The following is a 17,605-nucleotide window of genomic DNA, read 5'->3' as shown; positions in this document are numbered from 1 at the left end:
TTACTTTACCTCCCTCGCATAGCTCTTATGTGAGCATAAAGTGCAAATTCATCATTAGTCTTTTGTTCAATTAAATTTTGTTCTTTTATAAACGTTTCATATCCTTTTTCTTTCAATATTTCTACAGTTTTTCTCTCTATTTGCTTTTGCTTCAATTCTTGGCGTGCATTATTTAAAAGCTTTTCCTTATTTTCAAGTTCCCTTGAAGTTTGATTTATTCCTACATTTAATGCTGATAAATATCGGTATTTTATTTTTTGCTCTACTATACTTTGATTATCACATAAGCAGGAGTACTTCTTGTAATTTTCCTGAAGATAAATTAATTTATTTTCAACTTCTATCTTTTCTTTTTGAACTTCTTTAAATTTTCTCTTTGATTCATCTTCTTTATCCATTCTTATGTTTAAAAGTTTTTGAAGCCTAAATTTATAGTTTTCCATATAACTCCCTCTTCTCAATTGTCAATCATTTAAACATTGATTTAAGCCAATTTATAGTATCATTGAACGATGTGTGTTCCTCTACGCTTTGTGTAAGAAATTTATTTATACTATCAATGTAGTGTATAGCCATATCTACCTTATTGTTACTTCCCTTAACATAAGCACCTATGTTTATTAAGTCTTCAGATTCCTTATGAGTTGCCATAAGATCCCTTGAAATTGCTGCAACCTTTTTGTGCTCTTCTTCTGCAATTTCACTCATAAGTCTACTAATACTATTTAGTACATCTATGGCGGGATAATGATTTTTAGCTGCTAACGCACGAGAAAGTACTATATGTCCATCCAATATACCTCTTACTGCATCAGCAATAGGCTCATTAAAATCATCCCCATCTACAAGTACTGTGTAAAATGCTGTTATAGAACCTTTATCAGACATTCCTGACCTTTCCATAAGCCTTGGAAGCATTGCAAACACTGAAGGAGTATAGCCTTTAGTTGCTGGAGGTTCACCTATAGCAAGTCCAACTTCTCTTTGAGCCATTGCAAATCTAGTTACAGAATCCATCATTAAAATTACTTTTTTCCCCTTATCTCTAAAGTATTCTGCTATAGCTGTTGCTGTAAATGCTCCCTTAATTCTCACCAGAGCTGGTCTATCAGAAGTTGCACATATTACTATGCTTTTTTTCATACCCTCAGGTCCTAAATCTCGTTCTATAAAATCTAAAACTTCCCTTCCTCTTTCACCAATAAGGCATATAACATTTACATCTGCTTCAGCATATTTTGCTATCATCCCTAAGGTTGTACTTTTTCCAACACCACTTCCTGCAAATATTCCTATTCTCTGCCCTTCACCACAGGTTATAAAACCATCTATGGCTCTAACTCCTGTTGGAATTATATCCTTTATTCTTTTTCTCTTCATAGGATCTGGAGGTGCTGTATCTAGGGGATAGTAAACCCCACACCTTACTTCTTCACCTTCTAGTGGTCTTCCTAATCCATCCAAAACTTTCCCAAATAGTTCTTCAGAACATTTTACGCTTAAAGGTTTTCCAGTCGGCACTACTCTACAACCAGGTGATATACCTATAAGTTCTCCAAGCGGCATTAGTATCACATCTTTTTCCTTAAAACCAACAACTTCACAATCTATAGGATTATTCCTTTCATTGTATATAATACAAACTTCACCAACAAAAGATTTTATTCCTTCTGCTTCAATAGTAAGCCCTATTACTTTTTTAACAATGCCCTCTATATGATAAAAGTTAGTTTCTTTAATTCTTTTATTTATAAGCTGAAACTTTAATGCTTCCATACTGTACCCTCTTATTTACTCCATTATTCCGAAAGAAGTATTTCCTCTATTTTTTCTAAGGCCTTCTCTGTACTTATGAGTATTTTACCATTATCTTTTTCTATTAATAAATTCCCTTCAGATATTGTCTCGTCTAGTATGATAAATATTTCTCCTTTAAATACCTCACGAGTTTTCCAAATATCTATGGCTTTTTTTAACTCCTGCTCATATATAGGATTACATCTTATTATTACCGATTTAGCTCCCTTAGCTAACTGTAAAACATCCAATACCATATCATTCAAACTATCTTCTTCTTTAATTTCTCTTTTAAATACAGCTTCTACTATATTTTTAATAGTCCTCACCATTTCATCTTTTTTTTCATCAAGATATCTTAAATATTCAGCCTTAGCACTTTCTACAATTTTACTTGAAGTATTTTGTGCTTCCTTTAATAGTGCTTCCCTTTCTGCTTTTGCTTCTTTGATATTTTTTTCATATCCTTCTTCGTATGCATCACTGTATCCCTTATTTTTTCCTTCTTCATATCCTTTCATATATGCTTCGTTGTATGCTTCATTTCTTATTATATCTGCTTCTTTATAAGTTTGAATTAATATATCTTCCCTTTTAGCCCTAGCCTGCTTTAATATGGAATTACTTAAAGCTTCATAACTTTCAACTATACCTTTAGTGTAAACTCCTTCACTTCTATCTTTAACATAACTTTCTTCAGCGAATCCCTTATAAACTTTAGGAATATATTCAGTTATTATTTCTCTTTTACCTTGATTAACTAAGCTGTCTCCTTTTATTACTTTATACGATGATTGCATCTTCTCCACCTCTTGCAATTACTATTTCTCCAGCCTCGTCAAGTCTTCTTATTATTCCAACAATTTTTTGCTGTGCCTTTTCAACATCCATAAGTCTTACTGGCCCTAAGAATTCCATGTCTTCTTTCAATGAAGCAGCAGCTCTTTTAGATTGATTTTTAAATATAGCATTGGCTACTTCCTCTGAAGCTCCCTTGAGTGCCAGTGAAAGTTCTTTTGTCTCTACTTCTCTTAATACTCTTTGTATTGATACATCATCTAATGTAATAATATCTTCAAATACAAACATAGATGACTTAACCTTTTCTGCAAGTTCAGGATTTTCTCTTTCTAGAGCCTCTGTTATATTCTTTTCTGTAGTTCTATCTACTTGATTTAATATATCAACTATAGTTGGAACCCCACCCATAGCTTTCATTTCAGATTTTACTACTGAAGATAATTTACTATCTAGTACCTTTTCTATTTCCTTTAATACCATAGGAGAAGTATTATTCATAGTTGCAATTCTATAAGCTACGTCTCCCTGTACTTCTTCAGATAACTCAGATAAAATTTGTCCTGCCTTATCTGACTGAAGATGGCAAAGTATAAGAGCTATAGTTTGAGGATGTTCATTAGATATAATATTTAAAAGCTGATTTGCATCTGCTTTTCTGGCAATAGCAAATGGTCTAAACTGCTGAGTAGCCTCTGTTACCTTATCTAATATTTCTATTGCTCTTTGGCTTCCTAATGCCTTAGATAGAAGGGTTTTAGCGTAATCTAAGCCTCCTTCTACAAGATAATCCTTTGCTTTATTCATTTGAATAAACTCTTCAAATATGCTTTGCTTTTGTTCTGATTTTACCGCACTAATATTAGCAATCTCATAGGTAATCTTTTGTATTTCTGATTCAGGAAGTTTCTTTATAATTCCAGCAGAAGCCTCTGGTCCTAAAGTTATAAAAAGTATTGCTGCCTTTTGTACTCCAGTCAATTTTTCGCCATCTACCCCGTTATACATTTAAATCACCTCTCATCTTCTGCCAACCAAGATTTTATTATTTCTGAAACTTGATCTGGTTTATCTATAGCATATTTTCTTATTTCATTTTCTGTATGACTAATTTCAGTTTCTGTTTCCAATTCTATAGGTTTAAATTTAGGTTTTTGTTCGAGTTCAACTTCATCATCTATAATAGTATCTATATGATCTATCTGTAAAATTTCCTCTTCTTCTTTTTTATGGCTTCTTCTTCTTAAAATCATTCCTATTACTAATGTTAATAATAAAATTACTCCAATTCCTATTAATCCATATTTCTTCATAAGAGCTGCTCTTTCTTGTTCCTTTTCCATTGCTTCTAAATCATCTTTAATCTTATTTTCTGACTCTTTATCAAAGGCTAATCCTTCTACGCTGATACTGTCTCCTCTAGCTTGATTGTATCCTACAGCTGACATAACACTATTGCTAACAGATGCTCTTGTAGCATTATCCATAGTGCCATCTAGAATTACAGAAACTGTAAGTCTATTAACATCTCCTGGTGCTTTTATTATCTTTTCCTTACTTTCAGATATTTGATAATTTTTAGTGTTTTCCTCATGAGTTGTTACGCTGCCATCAGCATTAGTCTCAATTTCATTATTCATATTGTCATCTACAGGACTTCCTGTCACTTCACCTTCTGAACCCTTTTCAGTGGTTTTTGAATTTTTCTCACTTACCACTACATTCTTAGGGTCATAAGTTATTTTATCAGTTTCTTGAGCATCAAAATTTAGGTCAGCATTTACAATAACCCTTACCTTATCTTTCCCATAGACAGCCGAAAGCATATCAGTAACTTTGTTTTCAAGCTTTTTTTCATAATCCTTTTCCAATACCTGCTGTTTTTCCGCTGAAGAAGATGCTTCAAATTCACTATCTTCAAAAAAGTTTTGCGTTAAGCTGCCTTTTGTATCATTTATTTCAACATTTTCTTTTGGCAAATTTTTCACGCTACCAGATGTCAAAGAAACTATAGCCTTTACTTGATCATTTGTAAGCCTTTTGCCAGATTTCATTTTCAATGTAATCGACGCTTTTGCTGGTGCAGAATCCTTAACAAAAACACTATCTTCAGGAAGTACTAGATGCACTCTGGCATTTTCTATTTCAGGAAAGGCTTTTATAGTCCTTTCAATTTCTCCTTGAAGTGCCCTTTGATAGTTTATTTTCATTTCTGCATCTGTGCTTCCAAATTTACTTTTATCTAAAAGCTCAAATCCTTGACTTCCATTAGTCATAGGCACTTCAGCTAACACTTCCATTCTTAAGGAATCAACCTTATCTGTAGGAACTAATATAGTATTGCCTTCTACTTTAAAATCCTCTTTTTTTTCTTTAAGTTTAGTATAAATTGCTCCTGCATCGTCAGAATCTACATTTTGAAAAAGAACAGCATATTTAGTAGAACTTACTGAAATAACACCATATATTAAAACTCCAATAATACTTACTAAAATAATTCCATAAGCTATCTTCTTTTTTGTGCTCAATTCAAATAATTTTGTCCTTAGGTTGCTAATCCATTGGGATAGCTTGTTCATTCACTAGCACTCCTTACTATAATTGCATTCTATTAATTTCTTGGTATGCTTCAACTATCTTATTTCTCATCTGTACCGCCAACTCTAAAGATAGCTTAGCTTCTTCCGCATCTAACATGACCTTATGTACATCTACTTCTTCTCCGCTTATAAAAGCACTTGTTGTATTTTCTGATGTTATTTGTTTTTCATTTACAGCATCTAACTTATCTTGAAGAACTGAGAAAAAATCACTCTCTTTTTCATTTGATTTATTTTCCACTCCTCCATATATTTTCATATCTTCAAACATAGAACTTAATGGAGTAAATTCATTTATTTTCAATATTTTTCACCTACCTTCCTATTTCTAATGCTTTAGAAAACATTGATTTTTGCGAATTTATTGCATCTACATTAGCTTCATAGGCTCTAGTTGCAGCTATCATATCAGCCATCTCGTTTAATATATTAACATTTGGCATCAATACATATCCACTTTCATCTGCATCAGGATGAGTTGGATCATATACTCTTCTAAGCTCCGTTGGATCTTCAGCTACCTTTACTGCCTTTACACCTAAAAGTCTCTCCTTTTCTTTCCCAGTAGATTTATCCATCTCTCTTGTTAAGTTTTCCTGAAATAATGCAATTTTTCTTCTATAAGGCTCTCCATCTTTCCCTCTTGTAGTTGAAGCATTTGCTATATTAGACGCAATGGTATCCATTCTCAACCTTTCAGCTGATAGTCCACTGGCACTTATTCTTAAATTATTAAACGCTTTCACAATATTTCACCTCGTTGTCATTATTTTAAATATTTATTATTTATTAATTTCATTAATGATACGTATACTATTAATCATCATTTCCCACTAATAACAATCCTCTTTTGTGAAATTCTATTATTCAGCTGAGCAATCATTGCATTGTACATAAGAGTATTTGCAGCTTGATTAACCTTTTCCAAATCTAAATTAACATTATTGCCATCATCCCTCATACTGCTTGTCTTATCTTCCTTTACAGTAATTTCTCCAAAAGAAGCACCATCATTAAAATGCCTTTCATTAGAAATTTTTAAATTTAATTCTTTTTCATTTTGTGTTAAAGTTTCCTCAAAACTTACATATCTTCTCTTATAATTTGCTGTATTTATATTTGAAATATTATTAGCTATAACCTTACTTCTTTCAGAAGAAGCGTCTAGCCCTTTTTTTATAATTTCATATGTAAATTGATCTTGCGAAAGATTAGAAATTCTCAAATTATCAACTCCCATTTTTTTCTATATTTTTCTAATATTATTACATTAAATTCAAAATACGCTTCAATTTTACAATAAAAACAAGCTTTTGTATAGTATTAATATTTACTTTTTTTAAAATATTTAAATAAATTATAAACTTTTTTAACTTTTTTTAATAGTTGGAAAGTTTTTTAGTAAAATTAATGTAAATGGTGCTATTATGATACAAATTTAGTGTATTATATCTTGTTAAATACTGTTATTAAATTAACAATTTAAAACATTTTTTTCCTATACTATGCAATTATACTACATTTTTTACTATTTTTCATCTAATTTTAAACACATTTTATTTTTTATTAAATTAAATTTTATTTAATTTAACAAAAAAATAATAGGCAATCAGCTTTTATATCTATACTGATTGCCTATATCTCTTATCTACTTCTTACATTTTCTAGTATTCTTAGTATTTCCTGTGGCAATTTATTAGATTGAACCATCATCGCATTACCCGACTCTATTAGTATATTGTTTTTAGTAAATTCCATCATTTCTTCTGCTATATCTGCATCTCTAATGGAACTTTCTGCAGTCTGAGTTGCTATTTCAAATTCTCCTAAACCTTCAAAACAATCTTCAAATTTATTAGCTAATGATCCATATTTACTTCTAACATTGCTTAAGTTTTTTATCACTGAATCCATTTGATCAATAGCACTACCTAAATCATTATCTTTTACTGACTCAATTATAAGATTTAAATTCAAGCTGTCTCCAGTTTCTAAATCCTTTAAATCTTCTGCTCTTAAATCATAAAACTCTATTTTTACATTTTCATAGGCATTAGCTCCTATTTGCATTTTCACACTATTCGCACCATCTTGTGGATCAAATAGAGATACACCATTAAACTCACTATTTTTTGCTATATCATCATATCCAGCTATCATTTGTTTTACTTCATTTAGTATAGTTTCTTTATCTTCAGTATTATTTGCTCCATTCCCTGCTTGGACCAAAAGCTCTCTTACTCTTTGCATAGTATTAGTCATAGAATCTAATGCTCCATCGGCGGTTTGCATCATACTTATTCCATCTTGTGCATTTTTTTGAGCCATTTGAAGTCCTCTTATTTGAAGTCTCATTCTTTCACTTTTAGCTATTTCATTTGGCGCTTCCCCAGCCTTTGTGAACTTTTCTCCAGAAGATATATGCTTTAATGCTTTACTTTGATTTACCAAAGACTTTTGATATTGCCTATATATTCTTTGTGAAGACATATTTTGCATTAATCTCATAAATTATCACTCCAAAATCAAATTATAAATAAAAATCAACACTTTATTTATCGGAATTAAAACATATTACTTTATTTAAAAGATCTTTTTTTCGCCAAAAACCAACCTAAAACTCCTAAAATAATTATTACTAATATAGATATTATGAATTCAGGAGAATGAGGTTTAAATATATTTTCTCCTAGATATGCATAAGCTGCAGTTTCTATAGCTACACCTAATATAGATCCTAAAATATAATCTTTATATTTTATTTTCGTGAGTCCTAAGGTATAGCTTACTATATCGTAATGAAATACAGGTATAAATCTTATAAGCGCTATGATGAAAACTCCATTTTTATTTATTACTTTATCCATTTTCATGCCTTTTCCTTTAACTATCTTATCTACAAAAGATTCACCCAAAAGTCTTGCAAGAAAAAAAGCTAGCGTTCCTGATAAAAAAAATCCAATTAAGCTTAATAATAATCCCTGCAGTGGTCCGAATAAACTCCCTCCTACTATAGTCATAAGCATAGCAGGTATAACTATTACAAGTGGTTTTAACGCAAATACAATCACAAATATAAATTTCGATAAAGTACCTTGATTTCTTATAAAATTTTCTAGGCATTCCTTATTTATCCCTAGAAGAGTTGTCCTATATTTTATTATAAAATACAATTGAATGATTAACATGCAAATTACTACAATTTTAATTGCAAATTTACAATTAACGCGCTTTTTATATATCATAATTTATATCTCCCTATAATATATTTTTGTTCTACATTCTTATATTATAGGGACATATAATAATGGTCAATATATTTATTCTGCTTTTTCTTTATGTTTGAATAAATCTACAAATTGTATTTGTTCTGCCACTACTTGAGCAGAATATTTCTTTTCACCATTTTCTTTAGTATAAGCTCTAATATTTATTCTTCCCATGACACTTATAACCTTTCCCTTTTTAAGATAAGGCGCTAATGCTTCACTTGCTTTTTTCCAATACACTATTGGAATAAAATCCGCATCTTTTTCTCCATCTTTGTTTAAAAAAGGCTTTTGTACAGCTAATGTAAAATTTAAAACCGCTGTTTTATCTTCTCCTACATATCTTAATTCGCAGTCCTTAGCCAGCCTTCCTATTAACAGAACTTTATTCATTTCTTCACCTTCTATATTTATTTTTTATTGATTATACCCAAATTATTATGTATTAATCACCTTTGTTGAAGATTATAAACACCTTAACCATATAATAAAAACTATAGATACTGCAGCAATATATCGAATTTTTGAAAATTTCTAAATAAGACTGAATTTATGTAGACGATTTATAGATGCTTTTACAGTATAATAAAAATATAATAATTAACTTAATGGTAAATTATTATATTTTTATAGCGTTTGCTATTAACTACAAAATTAACAGGGGGATATGTTATGGACAAACAGATGTTAAAATGGTCGGAATTATGCCCTGAAGCAATAACTACAGCTACAGGAAAAGCAAACTCTACATTTATTAAAACTCTTATACTCGGAATACTTGCAGGTGCATTTATAGCTATGGGAGGCTTTGCTGCTGCAGTAGCTTCTCACAGTATATCGAATGTTTCACTTTCCAAATTTATGGCAGGAGCTGTTTTCCCCGTTGGCCTTATACTAGTTATAATATGCGGCGGAGAACTTTTTACAGGAAACTCCCTTATGATTACTGGTATACTTGAAAACAAAATTAGTTTAAAAGCTATGGCTAAAAATTGGATTATAGTATACTTAGGAAATTTTTTAGGCGCTCTCTTAATAGTACTTTTGCTTCTTCTTAGTGGATCCTTTGATATGAACGGGGGAAAGCTAGGAGGCTATGCACTAAAGATTGCTTATACTAAAAGCTCACTAACTGCTATGAAGGCATTATCCAGCGGAATACTTTGTAACTTCATGGTAAGTTTGGCAGTATGGGGAGCTTATGCTGCTAAAGATATAATAGGAAAAATCTTCATCATATGGTTTCCTATAATGGCTTTTATAGTGGGTGGTTTTGAACACTGTGTGGCTAATATGTATTATTTATTTGTCGGGTTATTATCTAAAGGAAACATTGCTTATATAGGAGCTTCAGGGCTTAAATCTTCAGCTATTTCGGCCATAAATATTTCAAATATATTTCACAATTTATTTTGGGTGACAGTTGGAAATATAGTCGGCGGCTCCATCCTTGTTGGATTCTTATACTGGGTAGTATACACTCAATCTAAGAGTAACACCTATGTCGTAAGTTCATCTTCTAGAAATTTAGGATAAAAGCAATAAAGGAACTTGAATACATTATTCAAGTTCCTTTATTAATTTAATTTTGAGGAATAACAAGTTTTTGTCCAACAAAAATTAAATTGAAATTTTTTATATTATTAATTTCTCCTATTTCCTTATAATCAACATTGTATTTTGATCCTATAGAGTATAATGTATCTCCTAATTTCACAGTATATATAACTGATTTTTGTGGTATTACCGGTATAGTTGGACCTTCTATCTTTTTCCCTTGCTGCAGATAATTCTTTTTAACTAATGAAAGTTCTTTACAAGCCTTTAATTCATTTACTAATGCATCTCTTACCGGGATATTTGTATCCAACTTATTTTTGCCCTTTGAAAAATCATATTCATCTCCATTAGAAGCCATAAAGTCATTAGTTACTACCTTATAATATTTGCTCATATCCAGCTTTGTTCCATTCATAAGATTCATTTCAGTTATTCTATTTCCAAATGCCCTATCCAAGTCATATTTTATCTTTAATCCTGAAACCTGAACCCAACCAATCTTGTCATTTCCTATACCATTTTCGATAACTTTCTTTATATCTGCTCCTGTAAGTTCCATAGTAAATAATGTATTATCGAATGGCATAACTTCATATAAATTGCCCATAGTTATATTTCCTTTGTTTAATGAAGTTCTTATTCCTCCTCCATTAGTTATACCTATTTGAGAATTAGTAACCTTCGCCATAACCTCGCATATCCATTCCCCAAGTATCGAAGGGCCACTTAATTTATCATGAGCTAAATCCTTGTCTGTAACAGCTAATATTTCATTAAGCTTTGGTCCTGATAACTTTTCATATTTTTCAACTATAGCTTTAGCTTCTGCATCTTCCTTTAATTCACTTAGTGAAGCTATTAAATCAACAGCATATGGTGTTATTTCTGCTTTTTTAGTATTTAAATTATATTTTATTTCTAGTCTTCCATAAGCCCTTCCATTATAATAAGCTGAAACAACAGGAATTTGTTCTACTTTTCCCGAAACAGTTTGATGTGTATGTGCTGCTATTACAGCATCTACGTAAGTACTTGCTTTAGCAAAATCTGCTGCCTCTCCTGTTATAACTTTACTATCCTTATTTTGAAAAGCGCCTAGGTGGGTAAGAGCTATAACTATATCCGCTTTTCCTTCTTCTAATTCTCCACTCTTAAGCTTTTGAGCCCATTCCTTAGCTGAGCTAATAGGATCTTTAAACTCTAAATCTTTTATATAAGCTGCCTTTGTTTTATAGGTAGTTTCTGGAGTTGAAAGTCCTATAAAACCTATTTTCACACCATCTACTTCTACAATTTTATATGGTTTTGCAAAAGCTACAGGCTTAAATGTATTTTTATCGTATATATTTGAAGCTAACCATTCAAAATTTCCTTCTTTAGACCATTTTTCAATTTTATCTATTCCCCAGTCAAATTCATGGTTACCTATGGCTGAAGCTATCACTTCTAAATTATTCATCATTTCATTTATTGGAGCACCTTCATTCAAATTAGATATGGCGGAGCCTTGATAAAGATCTCCAGCTGCAACTACTATAGTGTTTTTATTGTTGTACTTAAAATCCTTTATAGCCTTGGTAAATTTTGATATTCCAGGTTCCTTTTTCCCTTCTAAAACCTGTCCATGATAGTCGTTAACGGACAATATATTTATAGTCTTAATATCTTCTGAAGCCGCAAATGCATTTCCTGAAAAAATCATACATAAAACCATAAATATTGATAGAAGTAATGAAATAGTTTTTTTACGTTGAAAATGATAAGTCATTTCCCATCCCCCTTTTTAATACAACTTATTCAACCTTATAACATATTCTACATTTGAAATATATTACTTTCATCCAAGTATTATTCTCTATAATCATAATAATAATTAGTTACAAATATTAATAATTTTTTATTTATCGGTAATTAAATAATTCTATAAAAAATAGGAAGTTTGCAAGCAAACTTCCTAGATTATATTTTAAACTTTTACTTTTTTATTATTGTATTATATTAATATATCTTTTCTCCATCAAAGGTTTCATAAGTTGGAGGATTCTTTTCATTCCTTTTTCTTGCTCTATCTACAGGCTTTACACCATCATTTTTGCCACCCTTTTGATGTTTATCTCCTCTAAAAGGTCTCATAGATATCCTTCCTTTCTACATGTATTTGATTATATTTTGCCATGCAGAACATAAATTTATACTTAATTTAAACTGCCACATTACGGAAGGATTTGTCCATATAATGTCCAATTGCTTTCCAGCACATGTATATAAGTGGCACTTTTACCGGAATTTCTATAAGATTTTTTATTATTCTAGGAACTATTATAGCATATACTGCTTTACCGGTAATCATAGAAAGCCATATAGTATTAAGTCCCAAATTTATAAAAATCGTTATGATTAACACAGCTAAAATTATATTAATCATAGATTTAGGTCTTTTATATAGAAATATTCCATATACCACTCCTGATAAAGCCGTGCTTAATGTAAAACCCGGAAAATACGCTCCTTTAGGAAATATTAACATACCTAAAATATCGGCTATCGCTCCACATATTCCTCCATACAAAGGACCAAATAACATACCACATAAAGCTAGCGGCAAAAATCCAAAGCTTACTCGAATAATTGGCGCTTCAATTCCTAAAAATCTTGTAAGTATGACCTGTAATGAAATAAATAGACCTAAAAATACCATTTTTCTTGTATTTTTCATAATGGCGCCTCCCTTCATAGTATTTGCCAATAGAGAAAGTGACGCTAAAAAATGTTAGCGGAATGCGGTAACTGCATCGCGAAATTTTAAATAACATTAAAATCTCTTCGTCTAGTGGCAACTTCCTGTCCATCTAGCACTTTACGCGCAATCGCCTACTCTAACAAGCAAATCTACTTACATTATATACAATAATTTATTACATAACAAGATAAATTTCGGGAATTTTTTGCATTTATTTTGATTTTTCAAACAAATTCTTAATTGTTAAATATTCATAGTTGAATATATTAAAATATTATATATTTGTTGATTATAGTAATATATTGATGATAAAATGGCATTATGGGAAAATACTAAAGGATTTTCATACATTGTTTAAAATTTTATTGACTGTCAATAATAAATTACTAGGAAGGTGAATTTGTTTATGGATAAAATTATTTTAACTGAAACAGCTAAAAAAAAGATAGAGTCAGAATTGGAATATTTAAAAACCGTTAAAAGAGTTGAAATTAAGGAAGCATTAAAATATGCTCGTTCTCAAGGAGATCTAAGTGAAAATGCGGATTATTCTGCTGCAAAGGATGATCAATCTATGAATGAAACTAGAATACTTGAGCTGGAAAATCAATTAAGAAATGCAGTAATAGTAGAAAGTTCTAATGATGCAAACATATTTGACATCAACAAAACTGCAATAGTTAAATTTTACGATATGGATGAAGAGGAAGAAGTAACATTAGTAAGTTCTGTAGAAGCTGACCCAAGAAATATGAAAATAAGTATAGATTCTCCTTTAGGAAAAACTTTATATAAGCTCACTACAGGTAAAAAGGCTAAAGTAATTTCCCCTGATGGAGACTACGAAGTTGAAGTTATAAAGGTGCTTTAATACATATTATTAGAAAAATAGCATAGATTAGGTACTAAAGATTAAAGACTATATAAAGCTTTAATTTTTAGTACCTATTTTTATTTACTTAGTAAATTTTCTTGTCGAAAACCTCGGATTCTAAGTACATTGTATATAACGCTAAAGCATCTTCCTCAGTTATTTTATTCTTCATGAGATTTCTACGAAGTATATATAAATTTGCATTTAAGTCCGGATTTACATTCCTAGTTTCTTTCATTTTTTTTTCGATTTTTTCTAGCACGGTTTCCGTGTCTTTATTTAGTTCTTTGCTTATTAAATCTAATATTTCATCTGCTTCTTTAACTAACACCTTGTCCTTACATAATGATTTAATAGTTTGAGCTCTTGACTTTATCTTTATGAGTATATCTTTAGAAACAACCATTTTATCCGCTCCCATTATTCCACCCCTTTATGTACTATCCAAATTTTTTATAATGCCTAACTTAAACTTTATTTTCACGTTGAAAATCCAATGTAATATAATCATACTATATTATATGACGTATTTCCTAATATTTTTCCTTAATGCACCACAAAATGAAAAAGTGCAAAACATTTTAAAAAATAACCTATCATTTAAAATGTCTTGCACTATCTCGTCCTTATTTTCAGTGATTTATTAGGAATTATCTATTCCACCTTAAAACTGTGTACCTCTTGTAAAAGATTTTCAGCTAGCTCTGACAACTTATTTGTACTTGCTGACAGGTCTTCTATAATAGCAAGTATTTCTTCTGCACTTGCAGAAACCTCTTCTGTGGAGGCTGAGGTCTCTTCAGAAGCACCTGATATCTCTGTTATAGCTTCTACTATATCTTCTTTATTAATAATCATAGTTTTATTTAATGCTTCTATATGCTTCATATAGTTAGAAACCTCAACTATGGACTTGTACATTTCTCCAAATACTTCACGGGTTCCATTTACTGCACCAATTTGCTTTCCAAGCGTATCCTTTGTAGCACTTATAGAAGTTACGGCATTGGAGGATCTTTTTTGTATGTCAATAATAAGCTTATTTATTTCTTCTGTTGAATATGCTGTACTTTCTGAAAGCTTTCTAATTTCCTCTGCTACCACAGAAAAACCACGTCCCGCTTCTCCTGCACGAGCTGCCTCAATTGATGCATTTAACGCTAAAAGATTAGTTTGATCTGCTATAGATTTAATAGTTTCTATTATTTCTCCTATCTTTTGAGAACTTGTATCCATAGCTACTATAACCTCATTAAGCCTTTCTGTCTCAGAATTTACAAGGGCAGTTTTACTTGTTAAATCCTCTATTTCTTTCATACCATTTGAATTTAATTTTGTAACATTATCATAAACTTCCTTTACAGTGTGTATTGCTTTTGAAATTTCATCAATACTTTCTGAAAGCTGTTCTGATTTTTCCATACCTCTTTGAGTTTGTACAGCTTGTGATGTAGCAGTTTTTGCTATTTCCCCTATAGTAGACGCAACTTCTGTTGTGGCACTAGAAGTTTGAGCCGACATATCTCTTAGAGACATAGAATTTTCTGATACTATTTTAGCTGATGAAACTATCTCCCCTATAAGCGACTTTAAACTAGCCGTCATTTGATTGAAAGCATTTCCTATATTGCCAAACTCATCCTTAGATTTTATATTTATGTCCTCTGTTAAATCTCCTGAAGCTGCTTTATTTATTCCATCTTCTAATACTTTTAAAGGCTTAGTTATCATCCTAGATATATATAATGCAAATATTATTCCCATTATTGAGCTCAATATGGCAATTAGTATATTAGTTTTGTTTATAGTATTTAGCTCATTTGCGGTCTCATTTGTATTAAAGCTTAATGCAATCTTCCATGAAGTTTTATCATTAGTTATAAATGATGTATATTTATGTTTCCCTTCAAATGTATATTCTTTAAAACCTTCTTTTTCAGAATTAATTACTTTAAAAACTTCTTGATCTTTAACACTTTGACCAATTAATTTTTCATCAGGATGGGAAAGTACTATACCATCGGGACTCATAACAAATAGCACTCCAGTATCACCCATACTAACATCTTTATATTTTGTTGCAAAATTATCAAGAGTAATATCTGTACCTACTACTCCAAGTATTTCTCCGTTATTACTTTTTAAAGTCTTTGCCATAGTAAACATAAGCTTTCCTGTGCTTGGACTTACATACGGATCTATATATACCACCTTATCTGGGTTTTCCATTGCTTTTTTGTACCAAGGTCTCTGTGTAGGATCATACCCTGCCATATCCCCTGCCTTATTAGTAGAATTTGCAAAAAATGTTTTATTTTTAGCTCCTATATATAGAGAAAATATACCATTACCCGTCTTTATCTTGTTATCCAATAATTTTCTTGAAAAATACTTTGTTTTTTCAAGTTCTTCTTTTATTTCTTCTTTCGCTGCATCTTTGCTACTCATTTTATCTTCTAAAATCACTATATTTTTTAAATTCTCATCCATGGATAAAAAATTAATAGTCGCCTCAATTTCCATAAACATATCATTTAAATTAGTATTCATTTGATGAGCCATTTCTTTTGAATTATCTTCAAAACTATCTAAAAGAACTTTATTTGAAATTCCATAATTCAATATACTAAGTATTAAAAGAGGTAATACCATAGCAATAACTATAAGTGGCAATAGCTTGTTTTTTATACTTCTGCGCTTTCTCTTTTTGTTTGATAACTTTTCCATCTCATCTTCCCCTTATGCAAATTACTTGTTTTATTATATTGTCACAGCAACATTATACCAACATCATCAATTATCGACAAGCTATAATAAAACTTTAAAATTTTTTCAAAGATTTGCAATCCATTTTAACACTTTATTTAAATTGCATATAAAAATGCATAAAATTAGGAAGTCTATATTTACAGACTTCCTAATACAATTATTAAGAGTTAACATAACTTTTATTGTATTACCACAAACCTTAATTTTGTTTCCCCTATTATTATCGTATCATTATTATTTAATTCCTTTGACTCTTCTATTTTTTCTCCATTTACAAAAACTCCATTTTTTGAACCCAAGTCATATATATACATCTTGTCTTCTTGCTGCTTTATTATTGCATGATTCCCACTTACATACATATCTTCAAGTATTATATCATTTTCATCGCTTCTGCCTATATGACTTTCTCCAGGCTTAATCTCATAATTGGTTCCTCTTTTTACTCCATTTAACTGCACTAAAAATGCAATTATATTGTTATAAAAATTACTTAAAATTATAGTATCATCACTTATAGTTGAATTTTTTTCTCTTTTTACATCAAATTCTGTAGCTTGTTTTTCAACTAATAAATTATTTTCTTCACTGCTTTTACTGTCCTTATGAGTACGTTTTTCAATATTAGCATCTTCTTCATTTATTATTTCTTTAACATCTTCTTCTTCGGCTTTTTTATGTATCATACCATTTTCATTTTCATTTTTATTTTCTTCCATATCATCATCTTCATCAAAATCATCGTCTTCTATAAAATCATCCTCATCATATTTTCTAAGTACTAAAAAACCTACAACAGTGCCTATACCTACTATTCCTATAAGCACAAGTATAATTCCAATTGTCATAAATGTATTCCTCCCTTATTGCTCTGAAAATCCATTAACTTATGGAAAAATCTAGCCTTGACTTTCCACTTTTTTATTTCAATTCTTAGCTAAATTTTAAAGCTTTAATGAAAAATAGTCAATACATAAAAGATTATACATACTATATTGAATAATAATTCTAATTTTGTAAACTATATGTATAGATAAAATGAATGGAGGATTATTATGCAAAAAGAAATATATGATTTGCTTCAAGAAATCAGAAAGGAAATAGAACTGATTGAAAAAAGATTGGATGAAATTGAACAAAATTCACCTAATTTAAATTCATCAGAAAATGAACAAAATGATAATAAGAAGTGATAATG

At 30.3% G+C, this 17,605-nt stretch carries 20 protein-coding genes and 1 riboswitch; of the genes, 3 read left to right on the top strand and 17 right to left on the bottom strand.

What is annotated here, in order from left to right; genetic code table 11:
• Positions 1 to 5: 5 nt before the first annotated feature.
• The 11 genes from fliJ to BSD9I1_RS08155 all read right to left on the bottom strand — a co-directional run bounded on the left by fliJ (position 6) and on the right by BSD9I1_RS08155 (position 8,857).
• Positions 6 to 443: a flagellar export protein FliJ gene (gene fliJ, locus BSD9I1_RS08205; RefSeq protein WP_186429935.1), complete on the bottom strand. Its 438-nt coding sequence runs from the start codon at positions 441 to 443 to the stop codon at positions 6 to 8.
• A 25-nt stretch (positions 444 to 468) separates the two neighbouring features.
• Entirely contained in the window at positions 469 to 1,776 is a 1,308-nt protein-coding gene (gene fliI, locus BSD9I1_RS08200) for a flagellar protein export ATPase FliI (protein ID WP_186429934.1), read from the bottom strand.
• Between the two features lie 23 nt (positions 1,777 to 1,799).
• The gene (locus BSD9I1_RS08195; protein ID WP_186429933.1) at positions 1,800 to 2,597 is read right to left on the bottom strand and encodes a flagellar assembly protein FliH; all 798 of its coding nucleotides are present in this window, start codon (positions 2,595 to 2,597) and stop codon (positions 1,800 to 1,802) included.
• Positions 2,581 to 3,603 (bottom strand): flagellar motor switch protein FliG, encoded by a 1,023-nt coding sequence (gene fliG / locus BSD9I1_RS08190; RefSeq protein WP_186429932.1) that lies wholly within the window; start codon positions 3,601 to 3,603, stop codon positions 2,581 to 2,583. The genes BSD9I1_RS08195 and fliG overlap by 17 nt, the downstream gene beginning before the upstream one ends.
• Before the next feature lie 5 nt (positions 3,604 to 3,608).
• The gene (gene fliF / locus BSD9I1_RS08185) at positions 3,609 to 5,174 is read right to left on the bottom strand and encodes a flagellar basal-body MS-ring/collar protein FliF (protein WP_186429931.1); all 1,566 of its coding nucleotides are present in this window, start codon (positions 5,172 to 5,174) and stop codon (positions 3,609 to 3,611) included.
• Positions 5,175 to 5,190: 16 nt separating this feature from the next.
• Complete coding sequence (fliE, locus tag BSD9I1_RS08180; protein WP_373419352.1) at positions 5,191 to 5,454, bottom strand: flagellar hook-basal body complex protein FliE; 264 nt, start codon at positions 5,452 to 5,454, stop codon at positions 5,191 to 5,193.
• Between the two features lie 55 nt (positions 5,455 to 5,509).
• Complete coding sequence (gene flgC / locus BSD9I1_RS08175) at positions 5,510 to 5,944, bottom strand: flagellar basal body rod protein FlgC (RefSeq protein ID WP_242966471.1); 435 nt, start codon at positions 5,942 to 5,944, stop codon at positions 5,510 to 5,512.
• Between the two features lie 74 nt (positions 5,945 to 6,018).
• Complete coding sequence (flgB, locus tag BSD9I1_RS08170) at positions 6,019 to 6,420, bottom strand: flagellar basal body rod protein FlgB (RefSeq protein ID WP_278281163.1); 402 nt, start codon at positions 6,418 to 6,420, stop codon at positions 6,019 to 6,021.
• A gap of 419 nt (positions 6,421 to 6,839) precedes the next feature.
• On the bottom strand, positions 6,840 to 7,703 hold the full coding sequence (locus BSD9I1_RS08165; protein WP_186429927.1) for a flagellin: 864 nt from the start codon (positions 7,701 to 7,703) through the stop codon (positions 6,840 to 6,842).
• A 71-nt stretch (positions 7,704 to 7,774) separates the two neighbouring features.
• Positions 7,775 to 8,440 (bottom strand): TVP38/TMEM64 family protein, encoded by a 666-nt coding sequence (locus tag BSD9I1_RS08160; RefSeq protein ID WP_186429926.1) that lies wholly within the window; start codon positions 8,438 to 8,440, stop codon positions 7,775 to 7,777.
• 75 nt (positions 8,441 to 8,515) lie between these two features.
• Entirely contained in the window at positions 8,516 to 8,857 is a 342-nt protein-coding gene (locus BSD9I1_RS08155) for a single-stranded DNA-binding protein (RefSeq protein ID WP_035310835.1), read from the bottom strand.
• A 279-nt stretch (positions 8,858 to 9,136) separates the two neighbouring features.
• On the opposite strand from BSD9I1_RS08155, the gene BSD9I1_RS08150 reads away from it, so the two are divergent.
• Entirely contained in the window at positions 9,137 to 10,000 is an 864-nt protein-coding gene (locus BSD9I1_RS08150; RefSeq protein ID WP_186429925.1) for a formate/nitrite transporter family protein, read from the top strand.
• A gap of 46 nt (positions 10,001 to 10,046) precedes the next feature.
• Here BSD9I1_RS08150 and BSD9I1_RS08145 read toward each other — a convergent pair whose 3' ends face one another.
• The 3 genes from BSD9I1_RS08145 to BSD9I1_RS08140 form a co-directional block, all read right to left on the bottom strand.
• Positions 10,047 to 11,792, bottom strand: a complete 1,746-nt coding sequence (locus BSD9I1_RS08145; protein ID WP_186429924.1) for a 5'-nucleotidase C-terminal domain-containing protein — start codon at positions 11,790 to 11,792, stop codon at positions 10,047 to 10,049.
• A gap of 230 nt (positions 11,793 to 12,022) precedes the next feature.
• Entirely contained in the window at positions 12,023 to 12,157 is a 135-nt protein-coding gene (locus BSD9I1_RS19000; protein WP_278281162.1) for a hypothetical protein, read from the bottom strand.
• Positions 12,158 to 12,224: 67 nt separating this feature from the next.
• The gene (locus tag BSD9I1_RS08140) at positions 12,225 to 12,740 is read right to left on the bottom strand and encodes a folate family ECF transporter S component (protein WP_186429923.1); all 516 of its coding nucleotides are present in this window, start codon (positions 12,738 to 12,740) and stop codon (positions 12,225 to 12,227) included.
• Positions 12,741 to 12,793: 53 nt separating this feature from the next.
• A riboswitch (THF riboswitch) is annotated at positions 12,794 to 12,905 on the bottom strand.
• Between the two features lie 265 nt (positions 12,906 to 13,170).
• Between BSD9I1_RS08140 and greA the strand changes: the two genes are divergently transcribed.
• Complete coding sequence (greA, locus tag BSD9I1_RS08135) at positions 13,171 to 13,635, top strand: transcription elongation factor GreA (protein WP_035310829.1); 465 nt, start codon at positions 13,171 to 13,173, stop codon at positions 13,633 to 13,635.
• 88 nt (positions 13,636 to 13,723) lie between these two features.
• Here the strand turns inward: greA and BSD9I1_RS08130 are convergent, their stop codons facing one another.
• The 3 genes from BSD9I1_RS08130 to BSD9I1_RS08120 form a co-directional block, all read right to left on the bottom strand.
• Positions 13,724 to 14,059: a hypothetical protein gene (locus BSD9I1_RS08130; protein WP_186429922.1), complete on the bottom strand. Its 336-nt coding sequence runs from the start codon at positions 14,057 to 14,059 to the stop codon at positions 13,724 to 13,726.
• A 233-nt stretch (positions 14,060 to 14,292) separates the two neighbouring features.
• Entirely contained in the window at positions 14,293 to 16,365 is a 2,073-nt protein-coding gene (locus BSD9I1_RS08125) for a methyl-accepting chemotaxis protein (RefSeq protein WP_186429921.1), read from the bottom strand.
• 221 nt (positions 16,366 to 16,586) lie between these two features.
• A complete protein-coding gene (locus BSD9I1_RS08120; RefSeq protein WP_186429920.1) occupies positions 16,587 to 17,255 on the bottom strand; it encodes an FHA domain-containing protein in 669 nt (222 codons plus the stop codon).
• 207 nt (positions 17,256 to 17,462) lie between these two features.
• Between BSD9I1_RS08120 and BSD9I1_RS08115 the strand changes: the two genes are divergently transcribed.
• A complete protein-coding gene (locus tag BSD9I1_RS08115; protein WP_186429919.1) occupies positions 17,463 to 17,600 on the top strand; it encodes a hypothetical protein in 138 nt (45 codons plus the stop codon).
• The last annotated feature ends 5 nt before the right edge of the window (positions 17,601 to 17,605 follow it).

It is taken from the genome of Clostridium sp. BSD9I1 (assembly GCF_900185645.1).
In the GTDB taxonomy this organism is placed as follows: Bacteria; Bacillota; Clostridia; order Clostridiales; family Clostridiaceae; genus Clostridium_AK.
The sequence above is the reverse complement of the archived record's forward strand: the minus strand, read 5'-3'. Positions and strand labels throughout refer to the sequence as shown.

What these genes read in the sequence shown, in the direction of transcription:
- fliJ (WP_186429935.1), bottom strand. Translation starts at nt 443, where the DNA reads ATGGAAAACTATAAATTTAGGCTTCAAAAACTTTTAAACATAAGAATG.
- fliI (WP_186429934.1), bottom strand. Translation starts at nt 1,776, where the DNA reads ATGGAAGCATTAAAGTTTCAGCTTATAAATAAAAGAATTAAAGAAACT.
- BSD9I1_RS08195 (WP_186429933.1), bottom strand. Translation starts at nt 2,597, where the DNA reads ATGCAATCATCGTATAAAGTAATAAAAGGAGACAGCTTAGTTAATCAA.
- fliG (WP_186429932.1), bottom strand. Translation starts at nt 3,603, where the DNA reads ATGTATAACGGGGTAGATGGCGAAAAATTGACTGGAGTACAAAAGGCA.
- fliF (WP_186429931.1), bottom strand. Translation starts at nt 5,174, where the DNA reads ATGAACAAGCTATCCCAATGGATTAGCAACCTAAGGACAAAATTATTT.
- fliE (WP_373419352.1), bottom strand. Translation starts at nt 5,454, where the DNA reads ATGAAAATATATGGAGGAGTGGAAAATAAATCAAATGAAAAAGAGAGT.
- BSD9I1_RS08165 (WP_186429927.1), bottom strand. Translation starts at nt 7,703, where the DNA reads ATGAGATTAATGCAAAATATGTCTTCACAAAGAATATATAGGCAATAT.
- BSD9I1_RS08160 (WP_186429926.1), bottom strand. Translation starts at nt 8,440, where the DNA reads ATGATATATAAAAAGCGCGTTAATTGTAAATTTGCAATTAAAATTGTA.
- BSD9I1_RS08155 (WP_035310835.1), bottom strand. Translation starts at nt 8,857, where the DNA reads ATGAATAAAGTTCTGTTAATAGGAAGGCTGGCTAAGGACTGCGAATTA.
- BSD9I1_RS08150 (WP_186429925.1), top strand. Translation starts at nt 9,137, where the DNA reads ATGGACAAACAGATGTTAAAATGGTCGGAATTATGCCCTGAAGCAATA.
- BSD9I1_RS08145 (WP_186429924.1), bottom strand. Translation starts at nt 11,792, where the DNA reads ATGACTTATCATTTTCAACGTAAAAAAACTATTTCATTACTTCTATCA.
- BSD9I1_RS19000 (WP_278281162.1), bottom strand. Translation starts at nt 12,157, where the DNA reads ATGAGACCTTTTAGAGGAGATAAACATCAAAAGGGTGGCAAAAATGAT.
- BSD9I1_RS08140 (WP_186429923.1), bottom strand. Translation starts at nt 12,740, where the DNA reads ATGAAAAATACAAGAAAAATGGTATTTTTAGGTCTATTTATTTCATTA.
- greA (WP_035310829.1), top strand. Translation starts at nt 13,171, where the DNA reads ATGGATAAAATTATTTTAACTGAAACAGCTAAAAAAAAGATAGAGTCA.
- BSD9I1_RS08130 (WP_186429922.1), bottom strand. Translation starts at nt 14,059, where the DNA reads ATGGGAGCGGATAAAATGGTTGTTTCTAAAGATATACTCATAAAGATA.
- BSD9I1_RS08125 (WP_186429921.1), bottom strand. Translation starts at nt 16,365, where the DNA reads ATGGAAAAGTTATCAAACAAAAAGAGAAAGCGCAGAAGTATAAAAAAC.
- BSD9I1_RS08120 (WP_186429920.1), bottom strand. Translation starts at nt 17,255, where the DNA reads ATGACAATTGGAATTATACTTGTGCTTATAGGAATAGTAGGTATAGGC.
- BSD9I1_RS08115 (WP_186429919.1), top strand. Translation starts at nt 17,463, where the DNA reads ATGCAAAAAGAAATATATGATTTGCTTCAAGAAATCAGAAAGGAAATA.